This is a genomic window from Slackia sp. CM382 (genome assembly GCF_000293015.1).
GTDB lineage: Bacteria > Actinomycetota > Coriobacteriia > Coriobacteriales > Eggerthellaceae > Slackia > Slackia exigua.
This window is the reverse complement of the sequence record NZ_ALNO01000011.1, coordinates 204,317-221,048: the sequence shown is the minus strand read 5'-3', so window position 1 is coordinate 221,048 and position 16,732 is coordinate 204,317. Positions and strand designations below refer to the sequence as shown.

Annotated in this window: 13 protein-coding genes; 4 read left to right on the top strand and 9 right to left on the bottom strand. The window is 63.1% G+C overall.

Translation table 11 applies throughout. From position 1 onward, the window contains the following. Positions 1–168: 168 nt before the first annotated feature. Positions 169–1,284, bottom strand: coding sequence for an ABC transporter substrate-binding protein (locus HMPREF1155_RS05230; RefSeq protein ID WP_009077972.1), 1,116 nt, complete (start codon positions 1,282–1,284; stop codon positions 169–171). A 151-nt stretch (positions 1,285–1,435) separates the two neighbouring features. On the opposite strand from HMPREF1155_RS05230, the gene HMPREF1155_RS05225 reads away from it, so the two are divergent. Together HMPREF1155_RS05225 and HMPREF1155_RS05220 are read left to right on the top strand one after the other, a co-directional pair. Further along, positions 1,436–2,554: an iron ABC transporter permease gene (locus HMPREF1155_RS05225; protein WP_009077782.1), complete on the top strand. Its 1,119-nt coding sequence runs from the start codon at positions 1,436–1,438 to the stop codon at positions 2,552–2,554. A 24-nt stretch (positions 2,555–2,578) separates the two neighbouring features. Beyond that, positions 2,579–3,364, top strand: coding sequence for an ABC transporter ATP-binding protein (locus HMPREF1155_RS05220; protein WP_009077816.1), 786 nt, complete (start codon positions 2,579–2,581; stop codon positions 3,362–3,364). 249 nt (positions 3,365–3,613) lie between these two features. Here the strand turns inward: HMPREF1155_RS05220 and fusA are convergent, their stop codons facing one another. From fusA to HMPREF1155_RS05200, 4 genes are all read right to left on the bottom strand, one after another. Next, positions 3,614–5,683 carry an elongation factor G gene (gene fusA / locus HMPREF1155_RS05215; protein ID WP_006363151.1) on the bottom strand — a complete coding sequence of 690 codons (2,070 nt, stop codon included), beginning with the start codon at positions 5,681–5,683 and terminating at the stop codon, positions 3,614–3,616. A gap of 173 nt (positions 5,684–5,856) precedes the next feature. Next, positions 5,857–6,660, bottom strand: a complete 804-nt coding sequence (locus HMPREF1155_RS05210) for a TM2 domain-containing protein (RefSeq protein ID WP_009077866.1) — start codon at positions 6,658–6,660, stop codon at positions 5,857–5,859. Positions 6,661–6,917: 257 nt separating this feature from the next. Then, entirely contained in the window at positions 6,918–8,162 is a 1,245-nt protein-coding gene (locus HMPREF1155_RS05205; RefSeq protein WP_009077929.1) for an MFS transporter, read from the bottom strand. Between the two features lie 223 nt (positions 8,163–8,385). Then, positions 8,386–8,790, bottom strand: coding sequence for a heavy-metal-associated domain-containing protein (locus HMPREF1155_RS05200; protein WP_006363155.1), 405 nt, complete (start codon positions 8,788–8,790; stop codon positions 8,386–8,388). 425 nt (positions 8,791–9,215) lie between these two features. Between HMPREF1155_RS05200 and HMPREF1155_RS05195 the strand changes: the two genes are divergently transcribed. Together HMPREF1155_RS05195 and HMPREF1155_RS05190 are read left to right on the top strand one after the other, a co-directional pair. Then, positions 9,216–9,449 (top strand): DUF6110 family protein, encoded by a 234-nt coding sequence (locus HMPREF1155_RS05195; protein ID WP_006363156.1) that lies wholly within the window; start codon positions 9,216–9,218, stop codon positions 9,447–9,449. Positions 9,450–9,569: 120 nt separating this feature from the next. Next, positions 9,570–11,696 carry a heavy metal translocating P-type ATPase gene (locus HMPREF1155_RS05190; RefSeq protein WP_009077802.1) on the top strand — a complete coding sequence of 709 codons (2,127 nt, stop codon included), beginning with the start codon at positions 9,570–9,572 and terminating at the stop codon, positions 11,694–11,696. A gap of 149 nt (positions 11,697–11,845) precedes the next feature. On the opposite strand, the gene HMPREF1155_RS05185 is transcribed toward HMPREF1155_RS05190, so the two are convergent. The 4 genes from HMPREF1155_RS05185 to caiB form a co-directional block, all read right to left on the bottom strand. Then, positions 11,846–12,328, bottom strand: a complete 483-nt coding sequence (locus HMPREF1155_RS05185) for a hypothetical protein (RefSeq protein ID WP_009078036.1) — start codon at positions 12,326–12,328, stop codon at positions 11,846–11,848. 34 nt (positions 12,329–12,362) lie between these two features. Then, complete coding sequence (locus HMPREF1155_RS05180) at positions 12,363–13,730, bottom strand: MFS transporter (protein WP_009077864.1); 1,368 nt, start codon at positions 13,728–13,730, stop codon at positions 12,363–12,365. Positions 13,731–13,854: 124 nt separating this feature from the next. After that, complete coding sequence (locus tag HMPREF1155_RS05175; RefSeq protein WP_009078076.1) at positions 13,855–15,411, bottom strand: crotonobetaine/carnitine-CoA ligase; 1,557 nt, start codon at positions 15,409–15,411, stop codon at positions 13,855–13,857. 83 nt (positions 15,412–15,494) lie between these two features. Continuing rightward, complete coding sequence (caiB, locus tag HMPREF1155_RS05170) at positions 15,495–16,706, bottom strand: L-carnitine CoA-transferase (RefSeq protein WP_009077861.1); 1,212 nt, start codon at positions 16,704–16,706, stop codon at positions 15,495–15,497. Positions 16,707–16,732 lie beyond the last annotated feature (26 nt).

Genomic DNA, 16,732 nt, shown 5'->3' with positions numbered 1-16,732 from the left:
CCCGCTTGATGCGGGGCCGCCGTCCGTGTGCGGGTCTTCGATCCGAAACGGGCAGGCACGATATCACGCGACCGGATCCGCTCTCGTCCTGCAGACATCGCCCGTCGGATCGCGAAGCTGCAGGAAACATCGTCCCGCGCGCGTTCGCCCTGCCTTATCGGCAGGCGGCTACGCGGGCTTTTCTCCCGCGAGCATCATCTGCGCCTGATCATCGGTCATGGCGAAGCCATAGAACAGATCGTAGAACTTCTTGACCTCCTTGACCATGTCGATGTCGGAGAACGTGTCGGGATTCAGAGCCTTGGCGGCCCACAGAACCTGCAGCGCTTCCTCTCCGGAATAACGATCCCAGGGAAACACGCCGGACGGATTGGCGTATACGGCGCCGTCCTGCACGGCCTTCACGCCCGTCCATGCACTGTCGGCCTTCAGGGCCTCGACCTGATCGGGGGTTCCGGATCCGATGATGATGACATCGGGATTCGCGCCGATGATCTCTTCCTCGGTTATTTCGATACGGTTGCCGTTCTGCTCGATCGCGTTGACGCCGCCGGCAAGCTTGATCCATTCGTCGACGATGGTACCCCTGCCGTCGACCATCTTGTAGTCCTTGCCGTTGACGATATGCAGGACTTTCGTCTTGTCGGCGTCGGCCACGTCCTTCATGCGCTTGGCCACGAGATCGATGTTCTCGTCGAGCATCTTCTCCCACTCTTTGGCGATGTCCTGGGCGTCGCTGCCGAGGATCTGCGCCGTCAGAGCAACGTCGTTGCGCAGGCCCTCGTAGTCCTGGAACATGACGTTGACGGTCGTGAGACCCTGCTTGCGAGCGTTCGCGGTCACCTCTTCATCGGACGTGAACACGATATCGGGCTGAAGGCTCAGGGCCTCCTCGTAATTCACTTCGCCCGCGCCGCTTCCCGTGACCAGCGTTTCCACGTCGTTGATCCTCGGATACACGACCTGCACCCACGCGCCCTTCTTGAAGTTCTCGGTCGTGCCTACCAGCTTGTCCCCTGCGCCCAGCATGAGAACCACCTGGTTGTGCGCATGCCACAGATCGGCGATCGTGTTGATCTTCGTCGGAACCTCGACCTGATCGCCCTTAAGGTCGGTGATGGTCGTCGTCGTGGCCTCAGGAGTCGCGGCTCCGTCGGAAGAACCCTCCGAACCCGAGTCGGACCCCTTCGCGCAGCCGAACAAGCCGGCGAACACGCCTGCCGCGGCGACTCCCGACCCGATCTTGACGAACTGCCTTCTTGAGATCTCATCGTAGCGTGCCATGCATTCCCTCCCTCTTCGACCATCCATGAATCCCGCATGCAAGGCCCTATGCATGCTGGATTAAGTATATTATTTTCATACAAGGATAAATACAAGCTTCTGCCGTCGTTTTTCGAGCAGTGCGAATTGCAAGGATGATTCGGAGACGCATATGACAGACGTCGAAAAACCCGCCGAAACGCCCGAAGGCATGCGGGCCGCACGTTCCGGGAAGACCCGGCCCGGAAGGTTCGCCGCCGAAGACGCGACCGTCGAAGGCGCACGGCAGATACCCCTCGGCATCGTCCTTGCCGCATGCGGGATCGTCGTCGTCCTGCTCGCCGTGGCCTCGCTCGGCATCGGCCGCTTCTCGACCGATATCGGCACGACGCTCGCCATCCTCGCGTCGCCGTTCACGGGGCAAGAAGCGACCTGGACGCCCAATGAATACAACGTCATCATGAACATCCGCCTGCCGCGCGTCGTCGCCGCCTTCCTCGTCGGTGCGGCGCTCGCCCTATCGGGCGCTTCGTATCAGGGCGTATTCCAGAATCCGCTGGTTTCGCCCGACATCCTCGGCGTGTCGTACGGCGCATGCGTCGGCGCCGCCCTGTCGATCCTGCTGTACATGAACACCTGGCAAACGCAGATCTTCGCGTTCGTCGGCGGCTTGATCACCGTATTCGTCACCGTGAATATCCCGAAGCTCATGCACCGCCGATCGAACGTGATGATGGTGCTTTCCGGCGTCATCGTGGGCGGGTTCATGTCATCGATCCTCGGCCTCATGAAATACGTCGCCGACCCCGACACGCAGCTTGCCGAGATCGTGTACTGGCAGCTCGGATCCATTGCGAAAGTCGACTTCAAGGTGCTTGTCTACACCGCCCCCGTCATGATCGTCGCCGCCGTCGTGCTCGTGGCCATGCGCTGGCGTCTGAACCTCATCTCATTAGGCGAGCAGGACGCGCGGTCGCTGGGCGTCGACCTGAAGCGCGAACGCGCCGTCATCATCGTCGCGTCGACGCTGCTCACGGCAAGCGCGGTCTCGATCGCCGGCACCATCGGCTGGGTCGGCCTCATCATTCCGCATGTGACGCGGCGCATCGTGGGTTCCGACAACAAACGGCTCATCCCCACGGTCATCCTCGTCGCCGCCGCGTTCATGATGGTGGTCGATCTGTTCGCCCGCAACATATCGGGCTACGAAATACCGCTCGGCATCCTGACGGGCCTCGTCGGTGCGCCCATTTTCGGCTATATCCTGATCAAGCAACGCGATGTCGACTAACGAATCCGTCTGAAAGGCTTGCGCATGGCACCCTTGATCGAAGTCCAAGACCTCGCGTTCCGCTATTCGAACCGTCGCGGCGACGTGTTCAGAAACGTATCGTTCGCCGTCGAGAAGGGCGAGATGCTCACATTGCTCGGACCGAACGGCGCCGGGAAATCGACGCTGCTGAACTGCATCGCGGGCTTGGCGACGCCGACCGGAGGATACGTGAACGTGAACGGATGTCCCGTCTGCGATTGCTCGGCGCGCGAGCTTGCCGCGCATATCGGCTACGTGCGCCAGCATATCGCCGTGACATATGGCTATACGGTACGTGAATACCTGGTCATGGGCGCCGCACCGCGCATCGGCATGTTCGCCGTGCCGAAAGAGGAGGATTACGAGCGCGTGGAGAGCACCATCGCCGAGCTCGATCTGAAAAAGCTCGCCGACCGCACCGTGTCGCACCTTTCAGGAGGCGAGCGCCAACGCGTCGCCGTGGCGCGCGCGATCGTGCAGGATCCTGAAGCGATCCTCTTCGACGAGCCCACGAGCGCGCTTGATTTCGGCAACCAGATCCGCGTCTTGCGCACATGCAAAGAACTGACCGAACGCGGGTACGCCGTGGTCATGACCACGCATAATCCCGATCAGCCCATCCTTTTAGGCGGGAAGGTCGCCTTGCTGAACGCCGACGGCACCCTGGCCGTCGGCGATGCCGCAACCGCCTTGACCAGCGCGCGCTTAAGCGAGCTGTACGGCACCGAACTGCATCTGGCCTATGTGGATGCGGTCGACCGCATCGCCTGCGTGTCCGGCAGACTGTGAACGCATGCGGCACCGGCGCTTTCAGGCCGCACCTATCCAAGCCGCATCTATCGCGATCCTTCCTGCACGCGAAGAATCGCCATCGCCGCATTTCGTTCCCTCTGCATAGTCCGACTTCGCCTTGACGCATGAAAAAGGGCTCCGGCCTGCGCCGGAGCCCTTCGAACACGAAACGGCGTCGCCGAACGAGGCGCCGCATTCGGCGATGCCGATGCAGAACGGCGCCGCACAGGCGCGCTGGAAACGCGCCTAGTTCCCCGCAGCCCTGCGTGCCTGATACGCTTCCACGAGCTTCTTCTGGACGTCGAACGGCGCCTGCTCGTAGCCTTCGATCTCGATGGAATAGCTGCCGGTGCCGCGCGAGAGGCTGCGTAGGTCCTTCGCATAGGTGACGACCTCGGCATACGGAACGCGCACCATGATGACGGTATTTCCCCAGTCATCGGAATCGGTGCCTATGATGCGGCCGCGGCGCGTGGACACATCGCCCATGACCGGACCGGCGAATTCCTCTCCGACCACGATGCTCATATCGGCCATAGGCTCGAGCACCACGGGATCGGCCTTCTCGCATGCGGCCCTGAAGCCGATGCGCGCGGCGGTCTTGAACGCCATCTCGTTCGAGTCGACCGGATGATACGACCCGTCGTACACGGTGCACTTGATGTCCTCCATCGGATATCCCGCGAGGAACCCTTCGAGCATGGCTTCCTGAACGCCCTTGTCGACGGCAGGAACCAAGCTGCCGGGAATGGCGCCGCCCTTGATCGCATCCACGAATTCATAGCCCTTGCCGGCATTCGGCTCAAGACGCAGCCAGCAGTCGCCGAACTGGCCGGAGCCGCCGGTCTGCTTCTTGTGGCGACCCTGCGCCTCGGCAGCCTTGCGGATGGTCTCGCGATACGGGATGCGCACGTCGACGAGCCTGACGTCGATGCCGGCCTGTTCCTTCAGGCGGTTGAGGATGGTCTCGACCTGCGCCTCGCCCATCGTCGTGATGACGGTCTGATGCGTCTCTTCGCGACGCTCGACGCGAATGGTCGGATCGGTCTCGGTCAGGCGGGCCAGGAACGTGCCGAGCTTGCCTTCTTCCTTCTTCTCGGCGGCTTCGATCGCCACCGGATACAGAGGCTCGGGGAACGGGAGCGGGGCGATTTCGACGTCGCCGGTATGAGAAAGGGTGTCTCCCGTGCGGGTCTCGGTAAGCTTGGGGATGACGATGATGTCGCCGGCGAACGCGCTTTTCACGTCACGCGTCTCCTTGCCGACCATGATATCGATGTGGCCGATGCGCTCCTTCTTGCGCGTGCGCGCGTTGATGAGCTCAACGCCCGGCGCGAAGGTGCCCGAGATGATCTTCACGAAGCTCAGGCGGCCGACGTACGGATCGGACAGGGTCTTGAACACGAAGCCCGCGGGCTGCTGGTCTTCCTTGGTGACGCGGATCTCGCCGCCGTCGGCCAGCGCGATGGGGCCGTGCGCCGTCGGATGCGGGAAGTAGGTGCAGATGTCGTCCATCAGGCTCTTGATGCCCTGAAGGATGATGGTCGAGCCGACGAACACGGGGATGAAGAGCTCCTGGGCGATGGCCTTGTCGAACAGGCTTTCGAGCTCGGCCTGCGTCAGCTGCTCCTCGCCGTCGAGATACTTCATCATGAGCTCGTCGTCGGCCTCGGCCACCAGATCGCAGAGCTTGTCGCGCGCGGCTTGCGCCACGTCGGCGTATTCGGGCGGAATCTCCTCGACGCGATCCTTGTCCCCATCGATGTAATGCGCCTTCATGCGCAGAACGTCGATGATGCCGCGGAATTCACGATCGACGCCGATGGGAATGGTGACGGCGCCCAGACGGCTGCCGAAGCGCGCGTGAAGCTGCGCCATGATGACGTCGAAGCTGGCGTTCTCGCGGTCGATATGGTTGACGAAGACGGAGCGCGACAGGCGCATGTATTCGGCTTCGTGCCACAGACGCGTGGTCATGACCTGCGGACCCGCAACGGCATCGATGACGAACATGGCCATTTCGGCGGCTTCCATCGTGGCGAGCGTATCGCCGATGAAATCGGGATGGCCCGACGTGTCGAGCAGATTGATCTTATAGTCGTTATAGGGAATAGGGGCGATGGAGGTGCTCATCGTGAACTTGCGCTTGATTTCCTCGGGATCGTAGTCCATGCAGGATTTGCCGTCGTGGGTCGTGCCCATGCGCGAAGTCTGGCCGGAAATATAAAGCATTGCCTCTGCCAGGGAAGTCTTGCCCGCACCATCCTGTCCGACCAACACGATGTTGCGGACATGCAAGGTCTCAGGAGCTGCCATGAAAACCACCGTACCTTTCCAGGTTCGCCCTTTCTCCGGTAATTTCGGATGGCTCGAATTCTACCCCATTACGTTCACAGATAACACACAGATGAGGTCGGACACGTGGAGAAGCGACGGCGGGTTCGGGTTTCGAACCATGGATGCGGGACTTAGAACCATAGGTTCGGAGCTTAGAACCATTCCCTCTTCGCGCAGACGTAGAGCTGCTCGAATTCCAGCTGCGAACGCGTCAGGTACAGAATGCCTTCGATGACGCCGATGATGCCCATGGCGATGCTGGCAAGGCCGAAGGTGACCGTCCCTCCGAGCAGCGTGATGCCGAGCATGATGAATCCGGGCATCGGGTAGCCCAGATAGAACTTATGGATGCCGAGCCAGCCGAAGAAGATGGCGAGAAGCCCGGCGACGACGTGATCCTTCTGCGCGGGCGCGGGATCCCGATACCCGTAGGGCGGATAGGACGCGGGACCGGACGCCTGGTATCGAGAGGCCTGCTGCCGGCATCCGCAGGGGGCGCCCGAAGGCTGCGCCGGGCCCGGCTGCTGAGCCGCGGCCTGATACGTCGGCTCCGGCTGCCGATACGCGTACGCGTCCGAAGGCCGTTGGAAAGACGGGCCTTGGGCGGAAACGCTGCCCGCAGCGAACGGGCCGTGCGGTGCGAAGGACTGCGGGGGCTGCGGCATGCCCTCTGAGAACGGCTGGGCGGGCGCCTGCTGATACGAAGGGCCCGGGACGCCGGCTCCGGAAGCTGCGGGCGGCGTCGAGGCAGCCGGTGCGAACGCCGCATCCTGGGCGGGCTCATCCGCGGATGCCGGAGCCGAAGGTGCATCCTGGGCGGGCTCATCCGCGGATGCCGGAGCCGAAGGTGCGTCCGTCGCCCGAGACGACAGCTCATCGATACGGGATTGCGCTTCCGCGATCCGGGCCTTCAACTCTTCTATCTCATCCTCAGCGGACCGGGGCATATCGCTCATGAGTCGCCTCCTCGTGTATTCGTGAGGCACATCCTAGCGGGGACGGCGATGAAAGCAAGCGGCTCCGGAAGATTCTCCGCCTTTCGTCAACGCTCCGTTGCCTTCCGGGCACAAACCGCGAGACGAAGCTCGTCCGGGCATGCGGACGCATGGCGCGGGACCGCGGCGCCGAGCCCGCTGCATACGGCGCGCCGCGGCGCGCGAGACGTCTTCCGGAATCTCCGCCCGCTCAGGACGGCGTCCGCGCGACGCCTTCCCTATCCTTGGGAAGCCCCGTCGGCGCGCACGGAATCCGGAACCTTCCACATGAAGACGAATCCGACGGCGAACAAAAGCACGAGCGAAAACACGCCGATCGAGCTCATGCCCGTGAGCACCGTGATCGTGCTGACCAGGAACGTTCCCATGACCGAAGCGTACTTGCCGAAGATGTCGAAGAAGCCGAAGTACTCGTTGGCGTGCTCCTTCGGCACGAGCTTGCCGAATTCGGACCGCGAAAGCGCCTGGATTCCGCCTTGGAACAGGCCGACCATGATGGCGAGGATCCAGAACTCGACGGCGCTGCGCAAGAAGAGCGCCGCGAAGAACGTGATGAAGGCGTAGCCCAGGATGCCCACGAGCAGCATGCGCTTGGTGCCGAAGCGGGCGCCCATGCGTCCGTAGACGATGGCCGAGGGGAAGGCGACGAACTGCGTGACCAGAAGCGCGAGCACGAGCTGGGTCGAACTGATGCCCAGATCGGTGCCGTAGCTCGTGGACAGGCGGATGATCGTATGCACGCCGTCGATATAGAAGAAGTACGCGAGGATGAAGTAGCGCAGCGACGTTTCGCTCCAGATGTTCTTCAGCGTCGCAAGCAGGCCCTTGAACGAATCCGCGAAAAGACGCTCGGGGCGTTCCTTGAAATGCGACTGATGCACGTTGCGCATCAGGGGAATCGTGAACGCGATCCACCAGAGCGCCGTGATGGCGAAGGCGAGCTTCATGGCCGTCGGCGTTGACAGCCCGATCGACCCCGCACCCAGCACGAGCCCCAGGCACGCGATGAAGGGCACGGTGCTTCCCAGATAGCCCCAGGCATAACCGTTGCTGGAGATGATGTCGAACCGGTCTTCGTCGGTGGCGTCCACCAGAAGGGCGTCGTAGAAGACCATGGACGAGTTGAGCATGATGGACGCGATCACGTACACGAGCAGGAACACGAACGCGCACGAAGGCAGGCCGAGGGCCACGCAGGCGACGGCGCCTGTGCCCACCGTGCCGGCGACGAACTTCTTGCGCATGCCCTTCATGTCGGCGAGGCTGCCGAGGACGGGCATGACGAGCGCGATGGCAAGCGATGCGATGGTTTCGGCGTATCCCCAAGCCACAACGACGTTTCCTGTGGCGATCGAGCTGAAATAGACCGGGATCAAGGCCGTCGAGAGCAGCACGAACGCGGAATTGCCCACGTCGTACATGATCCAGCTCTTCTCCGCCTTCGTCATCTTGCGAATGGCCACGTCGTTCCCCCTCGTCGGTTCGCGCCGAACGGCGCTGCGGATAAGCAGCGGGAGGGATTATACCGTATAGGGATGCGCGGACGGGACGGCGCGGCGCCGGCGATGCGGACGAGGCGCTCGCACGCAGCCTCAAGCCGGCGCATGCGCGACGACGGCCGTCACGCTGCGCAGGAACGTCCGTGCGCGGCGTGACGGCCGTTCAGCCGCAAGCCCGATGCGTCGCTCAGTTCTCCGCGGCCTCTTTGGGAAGGCGGATGATGTAATAGCCGGCCGCATCGACCAGGGATTCGACGGCATCCTGATCGAGAGGCTGCTTCGAGCGAACCGTGGCCTTGCGGCTTTCGAGGTCGACCGTGGCCCAGACGTCCGGCAGGCTGTTGATGGCGTTCTCGACCGCGCGCGTGCAATTGCAGCAGGTCATACCACCGATCATAAGCTCGAGCGCATAGGGATAGTGCGACTCGTCGGTGTCTTCGACCGTCACGTTCGCGAACTTCTTCGCGTACGGTTTCGTGGATCCGCCCCCGCAGCACCCCTTGTTCCCGAAATACACGGCGAACATGCGACGCCCGGCGAAGAACGCGAGCACGACGATGACGGCGACGATGACCAAAGTTGAAGCATTCATGAAGAAACTCCTCTGAAAACTACGGCATTTCACGGGTCCGCGACGGGCGCATGCGCACGGCTGCGACGCGCCCATCCGTGCGTCGGCGCGCGATACGCGCACTCGATCGCACCCGAGTCTAACATTTCGCGGCGCAAGTTACCTGAATCTGCACCTTTCGGCTGAACTCGCGCGACGAATCGCATCGCGCCCAAACCTGGAAACACGTTCGAAACCCTGCCGCGGCCCTAGAGGAAAAGTTACCCAAGTGTACCGCATACGTGCATTTGACCTGCATATTTGTTAGAAAAGGATGACGCTTCATGTTTACCGCGATTAACCGCTGCGCGTGTGATATAACACTGCCAAGAGATCGTTCGCGACCCTTTCGAAAGGCTGCGTCCGACCTTCACGCAGACACGACACCTAAGAGAAAGGATGCGGATATGTTCGGAAAGAAGGAGTGGGGCTTCATCGGGTGCGGTTTCCTCATCGGCACCCTCGGCCTGAAGGCCCTGAAGAGCGAGCCCGCGCGTAAATGCTATGTCCAAGGCGTCGCTGCCGGACTGCGCGCCAAGCAGAGCTACGAAGACATCGTCGAGCAGGCCAAGGCCGAGGTCGACGACATCGTCTCCGAAGCCAACTTCATCAACGCCGCGCCCGAGGCCGAGGCCGAATAACCCGGCCTGACCGCGCCTCGCGCGGACGTTTCACGAATCGGCTAGCCCTCGCACGAGGCTAGCCGATTCTCGTCAGGAGGGCCGCCGCCCGCACGCACACGCATCGCAAGGAGCTGCGACATGCAGATACGCATCATGAAGGAATTTCCCGGGCATATGCGCCTCGGGCTCGCCGGTCGCGTCCCCGAACGCGATATCGACGCGCTCATCACCGTCGCGCACCAGTGCATGTACGTGACCAAGGTGCGGGTATACGGACGCATAGCGCAGATGGCGGTCGAGTACACGCCTGTCGAGGGCGCGCGCGGGTCGGTCATCGGGCACCTGTGCTCGATCGGGCCCGACGACATCGAGAAGGCCCGCAGCGAATACGCCATCACGCTGGCCCCGCGCGCATACCGCCTCTTCCTGAATCTGGCGAACCTCATCGGCGCGTACTTCGCCAAGCGCTGGTTCCTTCCCGCACCCATCCGCGCGGCCTTCACGGTCGCCGCGTTCCTGCCGTTCCTGAAAGCCGGCATCGACGAGCTGCTCAAAGGGCGGCTGACCGTCCCCGTGCTCGACGCCGCGGCGATCGCCATGTCGTTCGTCAAGAAAGACCCCGCGACGGCCGGCGAGACCATGCTGCTGCTCAACGTCGGAGAAACGTTCGAGGAATACACGCGCGCAGCGTCCGAGAACGAGCTCATCACGTCCCTGCTCGACATTCCCGAGCGCGCGCAGAAGATCGAGGACGACCAGGAGATCTCCATCCCGACCGTCGATCTTGCGGCGGGTGATCTGATCGTCGTGCGCACCGGCATGGCCATCAGCGTCGACGGCGTGATCGAACGCGGCGAGGCCGCCGTCAACCAGGCGACGCTCACCGGCGAGCCGCTCGCCATCCCGCGCGGCGTCGGAGACGATGTGTACGCGGGCACCACCGTCGAAGACGGCGAGATCTTCGTGCGCGTCAAATCCGAGGCGGGCGACACCCGCCTGCGCAGCATCGTCACGATGGTGGAGCAATCGGATGCCTTGAAATCCGAGGCGCAGTCGCGCATGGAGCGCATGGCGGATCGGATCGTGCCGTACAACTTCCTGCTCGCAGGCATCGTCGCGCTCGCCACGCGCGACCTCGTCAGGACGTCGGCCGCCCTCATGGTCGATTATTCCTGCGCGCTCAAGCTGACCGGGTCGGTGGCGGTCATGACCGCCATGAGCAACGCCGCCAAGATGGGCGTCATGACGAAGGGGGCGAAGCACTTCGAGACCTTCGCGAAGGCAGACGCCATCGTCTTCGACAAGACCGGCACGTTGACGGAAGCCACGCCCAAGCTCGTGCGGATCGACCCCATCGTCCCGGAATGGCCCGAGGAGGAGATCCTCCGTCTGGCCGCCTGCCTGGAAGAGCATTTCCCGCACCCCGTCGCGCGCGCCGTCGTGAACGCCGCCGCCGAACGAGGCATCAAGCATCGCGAGCGCCACGCCGAGGTCGAATACATCGTCGCGCACGGCATCGCGTCATCGCTCGGCGGCAAGCGCGTCGTCATCGGATCGCGCCACTTCGTCGTGGAAGACGAGCACGTGGAGATTCCCTGCGCGCTCGTCAAGAAGCTCGAAGACGACTTCCACGGGCTCTCCCCGCTCTATCTGGCGGTCGACGGCACGCTCGTCGGCGTCCTGGGGCTCCAGGATCCGCTGAAGGACAATGTGAAGGCCTCCTTGCATATGCTGCGCACGCTCGGCTTCAAGAAGATCGTCATGCTTACCGGCGACGCTGAGAAGACGGCGGAGCGCATCGCGGCGGAGGCCGGCATCGACGAATTCAGGGCCAACATGCTTCCCGAGGACAAGTTCGCCTATCTCGATGAGCTCAAAGCCGAAGGCTACGTGGTCGCCATGGTGGGCGACGGCGTGAACGACTCCCCCGCCCTTTCGAAGTCCGATGTGGGAATCGCGATGGGCCAGGGCTCGGCCATCGCCAAGGAAGTCGCCGACATCGTCCTGACGGGATCCGACCTCGAGAGCATCGTGAACCTGCGCAAGCTGAGCCAGGGTCTGATCGAGCGGCTGGACGGCTCGTTCGTCCGCACGATGGCGTTCAACTCCGCGCTGCTCGCGCTCGGCATCGCCGGCGTCATCACGCCCCAGACGTCGTCGCTCCTGCATAACGGATCGACCGTGGCCATGGGGCTTGCCAACACCAGGAACTACATCGCCGTGCCCGAACGGCCGCAGATCCTCGTCGAGGGCGAAGCCGTTTAAGCCGGCGAAGGGCCGACGGCCATGCAGGCGCGCATGGACGGAAAAGGCGAAGCCTTATCGAACCGCACTCCCCCAGATCCGAACCGCACCCCCAGAACCAGGAAGCCATTCGTTCCGGGATTCGGGGGCGCGGTTCTTCATGCAGGCGATCACATGCCGAGCCGACGCACGGCGGCATCCAGCTTGCGCTCCCCGTCGGGCAGAAGATTGCGATCGGTCATGAACGCGACGACCGTGCGCGCATCGCGCGCATGCCCGTCTTCGATCAGCATGCGCGCGATGCGCTCCATGAAATCGATCCTCGCCTCGAGGGCTATGTTCGCATCGAGGTATCGTTCGCATTCGCCCAGAAGCCCCTTCACGCTTCCGCCGTCGCGGTACGCGTCGATGATGCGCTCGCCCGCCGCCCGCGCGTCTTCTTCGGAGCGCCGCGCCACGAACTTCTGAAGGATCCAGAAGACCGCGCCCACGACCGCGGCGAGCGCGAGGACGAGAACGGCCAGGCGCGCGCGGACGTTGTCCGGGAATGCGACCATGGCCCCGCCGACGGCCGCGATCGTCCCCGCAAGCACCAGCACGACGATCGCGATCATCTTCTTGTTCCGCGCATCGAGCGCTATCCTCACGTCCATATCGCACGCCCTTCCATGCCTGAGATGCCGACCCTCACAAAGAGCTCGACTCCAGAAGCGTCTGCCCTTTGGTCTCCGGCGCCATGATATACGACAGCACCAGCCCTGTCCCCACGAGCCCGGCCGCAACCAGCATCGTCGCACCGATCCCGAAGGCTTCCAAGAACAACGGCATGCCGTAGGTCGACGCGATCGTGAAGATGCGCGTGAAGGCGATGGCGATGCCGACCGCAGAAGCGCGCACCGAAGTCGGGAACAGCTCGTTCGGATACAGCCACTGCAGGATTCCCGGCCCTCCGCTGAAGAAGGCGTAGAGCCCGAAGGCGGCGATGACGACGTACATCGGGGCAGTCGGCCAGATGCCGAGGACGAGCAGCCCGACGAACATCATGGAAAGGCTGAGGATGACGAGCTTCCTGCGGCCCATGGAATTGAGCCAGAACATCGCCGGTATCGTTCCCACGAGGAAGAACAGGCTCACGGCGCTTTCGCCGAGGATGGAGGCCCTGCCTTCGCCGAGCCCGAAGGCGGACATGATGTCGGGGCCGAAGATGTAGATCGCATACATCGGCACGACCTGGCACATGATGAAGATGGCGACGTAGAGCATGCGCTTGAGGTATCCGCTCGCAAGCAGCCGCCCCAGAGGGATCTTCTCCGTGACGTCTTCGTGCGGAATCTCGACGCCCGGGCCGTAGATGTCCTCGACGATCTTGCGCGCTTCCTCGACCCGCCCCTTCTGGGCGAGCCAGATGGGCGATTCGGGAATGCCATGCCGTCCGATGAGCAGGACGGCGCAGGGAATGACCGCGCTTCCGAGCATCCAACGCCAGCCTCCGTCGACGGAGTACAGGGCGTATCCGACGAACGCCGCAACCGTGGCGCCGAGGTACCAGGCCGCGGAAACGGCCCCCATGGAAATCGCCCGGTGCTTGCGCGGCGTATATTCCGCGATAAGCGACGTGGCGATCGGATAGTCCGCTCCGACGAAGAGGCCGACGGCGAAACGGGCGGCTATGAGCAGGGCAGGGGTCGTCGCGAAGACGCTTAGGACCGAGAAGACCCCGATGGCGATCACGTCGAGCGTGAACATGCGCTTGCGTCCGATGGCATCGGTCAGATACCCGCCGAATATCGTTCCGAAAAGAATGCCCAGCATGACCGAGGCTCCGACGGCTCCGCTCTCGAACGGCGTCAGATCGAACATGGGTTTGATCTGCGTCAATGCCACGCCTATCAGCGAAAGGACGTATCCGTCCAGAAACGACCCTCCGCTTGAGAAGATCGAGACGCGGCGTAAAAACGGAGTCATGGGAACATCGTCGATGACGATGGAAGGGTCGGAACGGTCGGACGAACCCGGCGGACTCACGACCTTGGTTTTGCCTTTGATATCGCTCATGAACGCATCACTCCTTGTCGGATTCGGCGCGAACGCGGCGCGCCGGGAAACGCCTCTCCTTCCGATGCAAAGCCGCAACGCCTGCCGTGAAGCGAAACGCGCTGACCCATCGATGCGAAAAGACCTATTCTTCGCGCAAGAGCTTCTTGGCGACCTTCCCCACGCTCGTCTTCGGAAGGGCATCGACGAAGACGACGAAACCCGGAACCTTATAATCCGCGAGACGCTGCGCGCAGAACGACCGGATCTCGTCGGCCGAGACGTGCGCGCCGGCTTCCAGCGCCACGAAGGCCTTCACGGCCTCGTCGCGCACAGGATCCGCGACGCCGATGACGGCAGCTTCCTTCACCTGGGGCATTTCCATGATCGCATGCTCTACTTCGGCGGCGGATATGTTCTCGCCCGCCCGCTTGATCATGTTCGAATCGCGGTCGACGAAGAAGAGCCATCCGCGCTCATCGAAGACGCCCACGTCGCCGGTATGGAGCCATCCGTCGCCGTCTAGCGTCTGCGCGGTCGCGGCCGCATCCTGATAGTACCCTTTCATAAGCGTCGTTCCGGGAACGCCTTGGATACAGATCTCCCCTTCTTCGCCGGAAGAGGCGCACGAGCCGTCGGCGCGCCTCACCTCGACGGCGTATCCGATGCCGACGCGCCCGACCGAAGGCCACGGCCCCCGTTCGAAAGGAGGCTCCGTCGCCGCCCAGCAGATGGATTCGGTCAGCCCGTAGCAGTTCTGGAGACGCGCGCGGAACCGATCCTCGAAGCGATCCTTCTCCTCTTCGCTCAAAGGAAGATAATACTGGATGCTTCTCAGGCGATGGTCGCGCTCGTGCGCATCGGCCGGCTGCATCAACGTGGTCTTCACCATCATGGACACCATCTGGGTGAGCGTGGCGCCATGGCTTACCACCTGGGACCAGAACCTTCGCGCGCTGTATTTGGCCACGAAGACGAGGGTCGCTCCTGCCGCGAGCACGGGCGTCAAGGCGGCAAGCTGGAAGTTCGAATGGAACGCCGGCATCGTCGTCAAGAAGACGTCGTCTGGCCGCATGGCATGCTGCCAGCATCCGTACTGCCCGCTCAGCACGAAGTTGGCATGGGTCACCTCCACGCCTTTCGGCGCCGAGGTCGTCCCCGACGTGAACATGATCTCGACGACGTCGCCGCTTGCCTGGGGCCTGACCTCCGACAGCACGTCCGATTGCCGCGCGACCGCGGCATCGAAGTCGATCGATCCGGGCGAAAGCGTTCCGTCCGACGCGTGGCTCACGTACAGACGGGGCATGGCATACGATCCTTCGCGCCCATCGTAGTATTCCTGGAAATCAGGGTCCGTGATGATGCGCCCTATGTTGCAGCATTCGATAACGCGCACGCATTCATCCAGCTTATGCTGGATATTCAACGGCACCGAAACCGCGCCTGCCTCGGTGATGGCGAAAAGGGCGGCGATCGACTCCGGAGAGTTGTACAGCTGCACCGCTATGTTCTCTCCCGGCCGCACCCCGTCTTCGATGAGGAAGTTGGCCATGCGCCTCACGTACGCGTAGAACTCGGCATACGTGAACGACCTCGTCGAAGCGTCGCATGCCTGGAAACGCAGGAAGCACCGATCGCCGCAGCGCTCGACGAGCCCCGTCCACCAGGTACGCAATGTCTCTCTGTCGGACAGACGCATGACGCCTTATCGCCCCCCTTTGTCGATCGCGGCCATGACGTATGCGGGCCGCCCGCGCACGGGCCGGCCCGCGGAAAGGCACGCTACGCGGTCTTCACGATCCCTGCGGCCTCGAGATCTGCGATCTGCTCGGGCGTATAGCCGATCTTCGCAAGGACGTCGGCCGTGTCCGCACCCAGGGAAGGCAGCGGACGCCAGACCTGGCCGGGCGTCTGCTGGAACTTCGGGAAGACGTTCAGGCCCTTGAACGTACCGCCGTCTTCCATCTCCCATTCGAGCCAGTTCTCGCGCAGCTTCATGTGCTCTTCCTCGACCAGATCGGGGAATTCCTTCACGACCTGGGCGGCGATGCGGTGCTCGGAGAAATCGCGCTCGATGTCGAACTTGCTGTGCGCGAGGCAGTAGGCGTCGAGGCGCGCCTCGATCTCGGCCGCATGCGGGTTCGAGAGCCACAGGGCGGAACAGTCTTCGGGAATGTCCTCGGTCCCCCAAAGATGGCCGAGCCCGATGGTCTCGAGCAGGTACTTGTTCTGGCTGACGCCGTACAGGCACAGCCCGATGAAGCCGTCTGCGCAGGCGTATTCGCCGATGCCGCAGAGATTCTGGTTGCGGGCGCCGGGGCGCGGCCAGACGATTCCTTCGTTCAAGTAATCGACCAGGTAATACTGACCCATGGTGAGCAACGTCTCGTACATCGCGAAATCGATGCTCTCCCCCTGCCCGGTGCGGTCGGCCTTGCGCAGCGCCGCAAGCGTGGCGCTGAGCAGCATGAGCGAATTGATGTAGTCTCCCGTGTACGGACCGGGATTCATCGGCTGATCGGGCGTGCCGTTCTGGCTCATGTAGCCCGAATACGCCATGACCGTCAGGTCGTAGGCGGCGCGCTTGACCATGCCCGGATCGCCGGTCTGGCCGAAGCCGGACACATGGGCGATCACGAGCTTGGGATTCGCCTCCCACAGGAATTCGTCGGTGATGCCCTTGCGCGCCCACGTGCCGCCCTTCGACGCCTCGATGAAGATATCGGCGTCGGCGACGAGCCTGCGGATGATCTCCTTGCCCTCATCGCTGAAGTAGTTCATCGAAACGGAACGCTGGTTGCGGCGCTCGGCCTGCTTGACCCATTTCGTGTCGCGCACGGTGTCGCCGGCGCCGGTGTTCTCGAGCCAGACGACGTCGGCGCCCCAGTCGGCCATGAGGTCGCACGCGCGCGGAACGGCTTCTTCGACGGCTGCGTACACGACTTTCACGCCATCAAGGACGCCGAACGAAGGCTTCTCGGTTGGAAGTGACATGGTGTGGTCTCCTTACTCGTATGAAG

Bases quoted from the DNA above. Each gene is read 5' to 3' on its own strand.
- caiB (WP_009077861.1), bottom strand. From the start codon at position 16,706: ATGTCACTTCCAACCGAGAAGCCTTCGTTCGGCGTCCTTGATGGCGTG.
- HMPREF1155_RS05190 (WP_009077802.1), top strand. From the start codon at position 9,570: ATGCAGATACGCATCATGAAGGAATTTCCCGGGCATATGCGCCTCGGG.
- HMPREF1155_RS05220 (WP_009077816.1), top strand. From the start codon at position 2,579: ATGGCACCCTTGATCGAAGTCCAAGACCTCGCGTTCCGCTATTCGAAC.
- HMPREF1155_RS05195 (WP_006363156.1), top strand. From the start codon at position 9,216: ATGTTCGGAAAGAAGGAGTGGGGCTTCATCGGGTGCGGTTTCCTCATC.
- HMPREF1155_RS05185 (WP_009078036.1), bottom strand. From the start codon at position 12,328: ATGGACGTGAGGATAGCGCTCGATGCGCGGAACAAGAAGATGATCGCG.
- HMPREF1155_RS05230 (WP_009077972.1), bottom strand. From the start codon at position 1,284: ATGGCACGCTACGATGAGATCTCAAGAAGGCAGTTCGTCAAGATCGGG.
- HMPREF1155_RS05175 (WP_009078076.1), bottom strand. From the start codon at position 15,411: ATGCGTCTGTCCGACAGAGAGACATTGCGTACCTGGTGGACGGGGCTC.
- HMPREF1155_RS05200 (WP_006363155.1), bottom strand. From the start codon at position 8,790: ATGAATGCTTCAACTTTGGTCATCGTCGCCGTCATCGTCGTGCTCGCG.
- HMPREF1155_RS05210 (WP_009077866.1), bottom strand. From the start codon at position 6,660: ATGAGCGATATGCCCCGGTCCGCTGAGGATGAGATAGAAGAGTTGAAG.
- HMPREF1155_RS05225 (WP_009077782.1), top strand. From the start codon at position 1,436: ATGACAGACGTCGAAAAACCCGCCGAAACGCCCGAAGGCATGCGGGCC.
- HMPREF1155_RS05180 (WP_009077864.1), bottom strand. From the start codon at position 13,730: ATGAGCGATATCAAAGGCAAAACCAAGGTCGTGAGTCCGCCGGGTTCG.
- fusA (WP_006363151.1), bottom strand. From the start codon at position 5,683: ATGGCAGCTCCTGAGACCTTGCATGTCCGCAACATCGTGTTGGTCGGA.